The sequence below is a fragment of the Pseudomonas sp. NPDC087697 genome, assembly GCF_044743155.1.
Classification (GTDB): Bacteria; Pseudomonadota; Gammaproteobacteria; order Pseudomonadales; family Pseudomonadaceae; genus Aquipseudomonas.
In genome coordinates this window covers 64890-73374 of sequence record NZ_JBIUVW010000030.1, presented here as the reverse complement: position 1 = coordinate 73374, position 8485 = coordinate 64890, and the positions used below count along the sequence as shown (strand labels likewise).

6 protein-coding genes are annotated in these 8485 nt (G+C 59.9%); 3 read left to right on the top strand and 3 right to left on the bottom strand.

Annotated elements, in window-relative coordinates; genetic code table 11:
- The first annotated feature begins 207 nt into the window (after positions 1-207).
- The 3 genes from xseA (at position 208) to leuA (ending at position 4557) form a co-directional block, all read left to right on the top strand.
- Positions 208-1587, top strand: coding sequence for an exodeoxyribonuclease VII large subunit (gene xseA, locus ACIPIN_RS19525; RefSeq protein ID WP_401121051.1), 1380 nt, complete (start codon positions 208-210; stop codon positions 1585-1587).
- Between the two features lie 3 nt (positions 1588-1590).
- The gene (locus ACIPIN_RS19520; RefSeq protein ID WP_401121050.1) at positions 1591-2412 is read left to right on the top strand and encodes a peptidoglycan DD-metalloendopeptidase family protein; all 822 of its coding nucleotides are present in this window, start codon (positions 1591-1593) and stop codon (positions 2410-2412) included.
- Positions 2413-2877: 465 nt separating this feature from the next.
- Positions 2878-4557 carry a 2-isopropylmalate synthase gene (gene leuA / locus ACIPIN_RS19515; protein WP_401121048.1) on the top strand — a complete coding sequence of 560 codons (1680 nt, stop codon included), beginning with the start codon at positions 2878-2880 and terminating at the stop codon, positions 4555-4557.
- Positions 4558-4762: 205 nt separating this feature from the next.
- On the opposite strand, the gene ACIPIN_RS19510 is transcribed toward leuA, so the two are convergent.
- From ACIPIN_RS19510 to der, 3 genes are all read right to left on the bottom strand, one after another.
- Complete coding sequence (locus tag ACIPIN_RS19510; RefSeq protein WP_401121045.1) at positions 4763-5554, bottom strand: amidohydrolase; 792 nt, start codon at positions 5552-5554, stop codon at positions 4763-4765.
- Positions 5542-6690 (bottom strand): pyridoxal phosphate-dependent aminotransferase, encoded by a 1149-nt coding sequence (locus ACIPIN_RS19505; RefSeq protein ID WP_401121042.1) that lies wholly within the window; start codon positions 6688-6690, stop codon positions 5542-5544. Before ACIPIN_RS19505 ends, ACIPIN_RS19510 begins: the two co-directional genes overlap by 13 nt.
- Before the next feature lie 292 nt (positions 6691-6982).
- Positions 6983-8452 (bottom strand): ribosome biogenesis GTPase Der, encoded by a 1470-nt coding sequence (gene der, locus ACIPIN_RS19500; protein WP_123425101.1) that lies wholly within the window; start codon positions 8450-8452, stop codon positions 6983-6985.
- Positions 8453-8485: the final 33 nt, after the last annotated feature.

Sequence of the window (8485 nt, the reverse complement as noted above, 5' to 3'; positions counted from 1 at the left end):
CTTCCAGGTCCCTCCCTCGATGATCAGTCGAGAACTATCGCTCCTGACGGAGCGATAGTCGAGATACAAGGAGCTGCCGCAGGCTGCGATCCTTTGATCTCGATTTTCGGTGGATCTGGAATCGCTGAAGATCAAAAGATCGCAGCCTGCGGCAGCTCCTACGGTGGATCGTGCATTCATCCGGAGAATGCCTTTAAACTGCGCCCCATGATTAAAGATCCCTTTGCAAGACTCGGCCTGGACCGAGAAGTCCTGACGGTCAGTCAGCTCAACGGCCGCGCGCGGGTGTTGCTCGAAGACGTGTTCAGCAACATCTGGGTCGAAGGCGAAATTTCCAACCTCGCCCGCCCAGCGTCCGGCCACATCTATTTCACCCTCAAGGACAGCGGCGCCCAGGTGCGTTGCGCGCTCTTCCGGCAGAACGCTGCGCGGGTCCGTCAGGCCTTGAAGGATGGCCTGGCCGTCAAGGTTCGGGGCAAGGTTTCGCTGTTTGAAGGACGTGGCGATTATCAGCTGATTCTCGACACCGTCGAGCCTGCCGGTGACGGTGCGCTTCGTCTGGCGTTCGATGCGCTAAAGGAAAAACTCAGCGCCGAAGGCCTGTTCAGTGCCGAGCGTAAAGTACCGCTGCCGGCACATCCGCAACGCATCGGCATCATCAGTTCGCCGACCGGCGCGGTGATTCGCGACATCATCAGCGTATTCCGTCGCCGCGCGCCGCAAGTCGTGCTGACCCTGATCCCCACTGCCGTGCAAGGCCGCGAAGCCACTGCGCAGATTGTCCGCGCACTGAAACTGGCCGACGCCCGCGGTTTTGATGCGCTGATCCTCGCGCGTGGCGGCGGCTCGCTGGAAGACCTCTGGTGCTTCAACGAAGAAGCCGTGGCCCGTGCGGTGGATGCCTGCATCACACCGATTGTCAGCGCCGTCGGGCATGAAACCGATGTGTCGATCAGCGACTTCGTAGCCGACGTCCGCGCACCGACACCCTCGGCCGCCGCTGAACTGCTGGCACCGGATTCCAGCGATCTGGTGCGTCGGGTCGAGAGCCTGCATCGACGCCTGGTGATGCGCATCCGTGATCGCTTGATGCGTGATCGCCTGCGCCTGGAAGGTATCTCGCGTCGCCTGCGCCATCCCGGCGAACGCCTGCGTCAGCAAGCGCAACGTCTCGACGACCTGGACATGCGCCTGCGCCGGGCTTTCGAACGCAACCTCAATACCCGTCGCGAACGGTTGATTCGCCTGGAAACCCGCCTCGCCGGGCAACATCCGGGACGGCAATTGGCGCTGCTTCGCCAGCGCCTCGACAGCCTCGCCGAGCGCCTGCCGCGCTCAATGCGCGAAGGCCTGAAGGCCCGTCGCCTGCAACTGCAAACCCAGATGCAAACCTTGCACGTGGTCAGCCCTCTGGCGACGCTGGCCCGTGGTTACAGCATTTTGCTCGATGAACGCGGCAACGCGATCCGCAGTGCCGCGCAGACTCAAAACGGCCAACGCCTGAAAGCCAGACTCGGCGAAGGCGAATTGCAGGTCCGGGTCGAAGACAACCACCTGACGCCTGTCACCCTTTCTTTACTGGATTGATCCATGCCGCGTTTTCTTGCACTGCTGTTGTTGCTTTGCCTGACCTTCAACGCCCACGCCGACAGCTACATCACGCGCCTGCTGAACAAACCGGTGCCAGGCGGTGTGGCGGTGGTCGATCTGGGCACTTCGGCTCAGGCGCCCAAGGCCAGTTACCAAGGCAAACCGGTGCTGGTGGTCAAGGAACAGAACAACTGGCTGGCGATTGTCGGCGTGCCCCTGACCGTCAAACCCGGCAGTCAGGCACTCAGCGCGGGCGGCCGTAACCTGACGTTCATGGTCGGCAACAAGAAGTACCCGGAACAGCACATCACCCTGAAGAATCAGCGTCAGGTCAATCCGAACCCGGACGATCTGAAGCGCATCGACTTTGAGCTGGCCGAACAGATTAACGCCTACCGCACTTTCAGTCCGGTGACGCCCAGCAATCTGTTGCTGGACAAACCGGTCAATGGTCCGCTGTCGAGCAAGTTCGGCGTGCGCCGGTTCTTCAACGGCGAAGAGCGCAATCCCCACGCAGGCCTGGACTTCGCGGTGCCGGCTGGCACGCCGATCAAGACACCGGCGAGCGGTAAGGTGATTCTGATCGGCAACTACTTCTTTAACGGCAACACGGTATTCGTCGACCACGGCCAGGGATTTATCAGCATGTTCTGCCACATGTCGAAAATCGACGTGAAAGTCGGCCAGCAACTGGCGCGCGGTAGCGTAGTCGGCAAAGTCGGCTCCACCGGTCGTGCCACCGGGCCGCACATGCACTGGAACGTCAGCCTGAACGATGCGCGCGTGGACCCGGCGATTTTCATCGGCGCGTTCCAGCCTTGAATCCTCGATGAGGCGGATGACCTCATCGCGAGCAAGCTCGCTCCCACAGTTAATCGCTTGTGTGTCGCAGATTGTGTGCACACCGAAGATCCAGTGTGGGAGCGAGCTTGCTCGCGATGGCGATTCCAGCATCACCCACAATTTCAAGATTGCCGACCTTCAAACATCGACGCAATCAATACCGTCAGATATCAAATTCAGCGCCATAAAATCGCGCAAAATCCCGCTAAAGCAGAACTTATCTCAAAGTTTTTCGACTGCTTGCCATCTTTCACCCTCGCGGTTAGGGTTGAAGACATGAAAACTTCTCACACCCTCATTCAGCTTCGCCAGCACCGCAGCCTGTGCCTCGTCAGCGCACGACTGCCAGGCTGAATCGCGCTGCCTCGCCCCACGCTTTATCCAACGCATTTTTGATCCACCGGCAGGCCGCCTCTTTTCGGCCACAACCATAAGGATTTCCTGATGAGCATGCTCAAAGACCCGTCTTCGAAATACCGCGCTTTCCCGACTATCGATATTCCGGATCGCACCTGGCCGTCGAAGACCATCACTGCCGCGCCGATCTGGTGCAGCTCCGACTTGCGCGACGGTAACCAGTCGCTGATCGAGCCAATGGACGCAGTGAAAAAGCTGCGCTTCTGGAAAACCCTGATCGCCGTCGGTGTGAAAGAAATCGAAGCCTCCTTCCCGGCCGCTTCGCAAACCGACTTCGACTTCGTGCGTACCCTGATCGAAGGCGGCCACATCCCGGACGACACCACCATTCAGGTGCTGACCCAGGGCCGTGAAGACCTGATCGAAAGGACTTTCGAATCCCTGCGCGGCGCGAAAAAGGCCATCGTTCACCTCTATAACGCGACCTCCCCTTCCTTCCGCCGGATTGTCTTCAACCAGGACAAGGACGGGATCAAGGCCATCGCCGTGAACGCCGCCAAGCTGTTCGTCAAATACGCAGCCAAGCAGCCTGAAACCGAGTGGACCTTCGAATACTCGCCAGAAACCTTCAGTGCCACTGAGCTGGAATTCGCCAAAGAAGTCTGCGACGCCGTGATCGAGGTCTGGAACCCGACGCCTGCGCACAAGATGATTCTCAACCTGCCGGCCACCGTCGAATGCGCCACTCCGAACATCTACGCAGACCAGATCGAGTGGTTCGGCCGTCACATCAATCGTCGTGACAGCGTGATCATCAGCCTGCACACCCACAACGACCGTGGCACTGGCGTTGCCGCCACCGAGCTGGGCCTGATGGCCGGCGCCGACCGTGTCGAAGGCTGCCTGTTCGGCAACGGCGAGCGTACCGGTAACGTCGACCTGGTCACCGTGGCCTTGAACCTCTACACCCAGGGTGTGGACCCTGAGTTGGATTTCTCCGACATCGACGGCGTGCGCAAAGTCGTTGAAGAGTGCAACCAGATTCCGGTGCACCCACGTCACCCGTACGTCGGTGACCTGGTTCACACCGCGTTCTCCGGCTCGCACCAGGACGCCATCCGCAAGGGCTTCGCCCAGCAGAAACCGGACGAGCTGTGGGAAGTGCCGTACTTGCCGATCGACCCGGCCGACATCGGTCGCAGCTACGAGGCGGTGATTCGCGTCAACAGCCAGTCCGGCAAGGGCGGTATCGCTTACCTGCTGGAACAGGAATACGGCATCAACTTGCCGCGCCGCATGCAGATCGAGTTCAGCCAGGTCGTACAACGCGAGACTGATCGCCTGGGCCTTGAGATGACTGCCCAGCAGATCCACGCGCTGCTTCACAGCGAGTATTTGCAGGCCAACACGCCGTACGCACTGGTCAGCCATCGCCTGCAGGAAGAGAACGGTCATAGCGCCGTCGAAGTGGAAGTCTCCAGCAAAGGCCAAGGCGAAACCAACCTGCACTGGCGTGGCAAGGGCAACGGCGCCCTGGAAGCACTGGTGGCCGGTCTGCCGATCCCGGTGGAAATCATGGACTACAACGAACACGCGATCGGCGCAGGCACCAATGCCAAGGCTGCGGCCTACATTGAACTGCGAGTGAACGGCGAGCGTGCGGTGCATGGTGTGGGCATCGATGAAAACATCACCACCGCCAGCTTCAAGGCCCTGTTCAGCGCGCTGAACCGCTCCCTGAGCCAGCCGGAAGCGAAAGCGGCGTAACGATCACCGATAAACAAAAGGCCCCGAGGTGAAAACCTCGGGGCCTTTTTTGTACCTGCATGTTTTGTGCTGTCTGTGATGGCCTCTTCGCGAGCAAGCCCGCTCCCACATTGGATCTTCTTCAGTTCACACATTGCATGAACGACGCAGGTTTAATGTGGGAGCGGGCTTGCTCGCGAAGACGGTCTGTCAGGCAGCGAAAATCTCAGGTGAGCTCGAAGGTATCGGCATCCAGATTCGCCGGGAACCGCGAGCGATAAGCCGCCAACTCCGCAGCGTTCAGAACGACCTGAAACACCCCGTCAGCCTCACCGGCCCCGAGCAGCGTCTCGCCCTGGAAATCCAGCACCTGGCTGTCGCCGGTATAGGCAAAGCCCTTACCGTCGGTGCCAATCCGGTTTACCGCTGCGACATAGCAGAGGTTCTCGATGGCCCGCGCTGGCAGCAAACGGTTCCAGTGCTGACGCCGTGCGCCCGGCCAGTTGGCGGTGTACAGCAGTAAATCGGTGTCTTGTGCATCGCGGCTCCACACCGGGAAACGCAGGTCGTAGCAGATCAGCGGACGCACCCGCCAGCCCTTGAGCTCGAACTGCACCTGATGCTCGCCCGGAGTGAAATGGTTGTGCTCGCCGGCCATGCGGAACAGGTGACGCTTGTCGTAATGCAAGACCTCACCGTCCGGCCGCGCCCACAACAGCCGATTGCGATGGCTGCCATCGGCGGCCTGGACAATCACGCTGCCGGTAATCACCGCGTCATGTTTGGCGGCCTGCACTCGCAGCCATTTGCTGGTCGGGCCGTTTTCCGTTTCAGCGAGGGTTTGTGACTCCATGGAAAAACCGGTGGTGAACATCTCCGGCAAGATGATCAGGTCGGCGCCCCGCGCCTGCTCCAGCAACTGCTCGAAATGCTCAAGGTTGGCCTGACGGTCATGCCAGGCCAACGTGGTCTGGATCAACGCAACGTTCAGATTGGGCAAGACTGTCAGATCGCGCATAGTTTTTCCGCTGCCTGACGCAGCGTCTCCTCACGCTTGGCAAAACACAGGCGCACCAAGCGCTGTTCCTGCGGCGGGTTCTGGTAGAACACCGAAATCGGGATTGCCGCCACGCCATGTTCGCGAGTCATCCACATGGCCATGTCGACATCGTTCAGGTCCGGGCGGATCTGCGAATAGTCGACCAACTGGAAATAGGTCCCGGTGACCTTGGTAAAGCTGAACCGCGAAGGCAGCAGCAAATCACAGAACAGATCACGCTTGGCCTGATAGAAACCCGGCAACTCTTCGACATGTTCCGGATGCTCGGCCATGAAGTCGGCCAGTGCGTACTGCAACGGGGTCACGCCGCAAAAACTGACGTATTGATGCACCTTGCGCAGTTCGTCCGTGAGCGCCGGTGGCGCGACCACGTAGCCGGTCTTCCAGCCAGTGACGTGGTAGGTCTTGCCAAAAGAGCTGACCACGAAGGCGCGCTGATACAGCTCTTCATGGGCCAACACACTGACATGCGGCACGCCGTCGAACACCAGGTGTTCATACACCTCGTCGCTGATCACATAAATGTCACGGTCGCGGATCAATGCCGCCAACTGATCCAGCTCGGCGCGCGAGATCAGCGCACCGCTCGGGTTATGCGGCGAGTTGAGGATGATCATCCGTGTACGGGGGCTCAGCGCTTCGCCGAGTTTCTGGAAATCGATGGCGAAATCCTTCCCCCCCAACGGCACGTGCACACAACGCCCGCCGGCCAGCGCCACCGAAGGCTCATAACTGTCGTAGGCCGGATCGAAGACGATCACTTCGTCACCGCTGTGGATAACTGCCTGAATGGCACTGAAGATCGCCTGAGTCGCGCCGGGAGTGATGGTCACCTCGGTGTCGGCATTGACGCTCACGCCATAGCTGCGGGCGATCTTCGCTGCCACTTGTTGGCGTAGCACCGGCAGGCCGGTCATCGGTGAATACTGGTTATGGCCATTGGCGATGTGCCGACCGACCGCATCGCACAAGGCTTGCGGAGCATCGAAATCGGGGAACCCCTGAGACAGATTGATCGCGCCGGTCTGTGCCGCGAGCTGAGACATTTGGGTGAAGATAGTGATGCCGACATTCGGCAGCTTGCTGGTGATCATCGGTGATTCCCTACTGAACACCCGGCTCTAACGGCGGCGCGGGAGAGCCCGAGGATAGCTCAAACGCCGGCCATAAAAAAAGGGCGCCAACAGGCACCCCTCCTCTAATACAGCCAGCCCATAACCTGTGGCGAGGGAGCTTGCTCCCGCTGGGCCGCGAAGCGGCCCCAAAACCTGAAACCGAGGTTGTTCAGATAAAACGCATCGGCTGACTTGCGACTGCTGCGCAGTCGAGCGGGAGCAAGCTCCCTCGCCACAAAGTGCCCGCCTGAAAAGAGCGGGCAGGCATGAATCAACGCTTGTCGCGGCGCTTCTTGTCGGCTTTCTTGTGGTGTGTCATCAAGCGGCGCTTCTTGTTGACCTGACGGTCGGTGAGCGTGTTCTTGTTGCCTTCGTACGGGTTCTCACCACCTTTGAACTCGATGCGGATCGGCGTACCGACCAGCTTCAAGACGCGACGGTAGGTGTTTTCCAGGTAACGGACGTAAGACTTTGGAACCTTCTCGACCTGATTACCGTGGATCACGATGATCGGCGGGTTCGCGCCACCCAAGTGGGCATAACGCAGCTTGATCCGGCGGTTGTTGACCATCGGCGGCGCGTGCTCACCGACCGCATCTTCGAGAATCTGGGTCAGGCGGTTGGTCGGCCAGCGGGTGACCGCGGACTTGAACGAGTTCTGCACCGACGCGTAGAGGTTGCCCACGCCAGTACCGTGCAGGGCCGAGATGAAGTGGATGTCGGCGAAGTCGACGAAGAACAGCCGACGTTGCAGCTCGACCTTCACGAAGTCGCGCTCGCTCGGCGTCATGCCATCCCACTTGTTGATCGCGATCACCAACGCACGACCCGCTTCCAGGGCAAAGCCCAGCAGGTTGAGGTCGTGGTCCACCACGCCTTCGCGGGCGTCCATCACGAAGATCACCACGTTGGCGTCTTTGATCGCTTGCAGGGTTTTGACCACGGAGAACTTTTCGACTTCTTCGTGGATCTTGCCGCGCTTGCGCACACCCGCGGTATCAATCAGCGTGTACTTCTCGTCGTTACGCTCGAACGGGATGTAAATGCTGTCGCGGGTGGTGCCTGGCTGGTCATACACGATCACCCGGTCTTCACCGAGCATGCGGTTGACCAGGGTCGACTTGCCGACGTTCGGACGGCCGATGATAGCGATCTTGATACCGTCTTTTTCGCTCGGGCCAGGAATGCGCTTGGCTTCCTCGCCTTCGGCAACGATCTCTTCTTCGCCGTCTTCCGGCTCTTCATCGTCTTTAGGGAAGTCGCTCAGGGCGATTTCCAGCATCTGGGTGATGCCACGACCGTGGGCACCGGCGATCGGGATCGCGTGCCCCATGCCCAGCGGGGCGAACTCGGCGCGGGCCATTTCAGGGTCGATGTTGTCGACCTTGTTGGCAACCACATAAGAACGCTTGTTACGCTTGCGCAAGTGTTCGGCGATCATCTGGTCGGCCGCGGTGAAACCGGCTTTGGCATCCACCAGGAACAGAACGACATCCGCTTCTTCAATGGCCAGCAGCGACTGCTCGGCCATTTTTTCGTCCATACCGTGTTCGTCACCGGAGATACCGCCGGTGTCGACCAAAATGTAGGAACGCCCTTGCCACTTGGCCTCACCGTATTGGCGATCACGGGTCAGACCGGACAAGTCGCCGACGATGGCGTCACGAGTCCTGGTCAGGCGGTTGAACAAGGTGGACTTGCCGACGTTCGGTCGGCCCACCAGGGCGATTACGGGAACCATGCGGCTCTCCACTTCGTTATTTCAGAAAATACA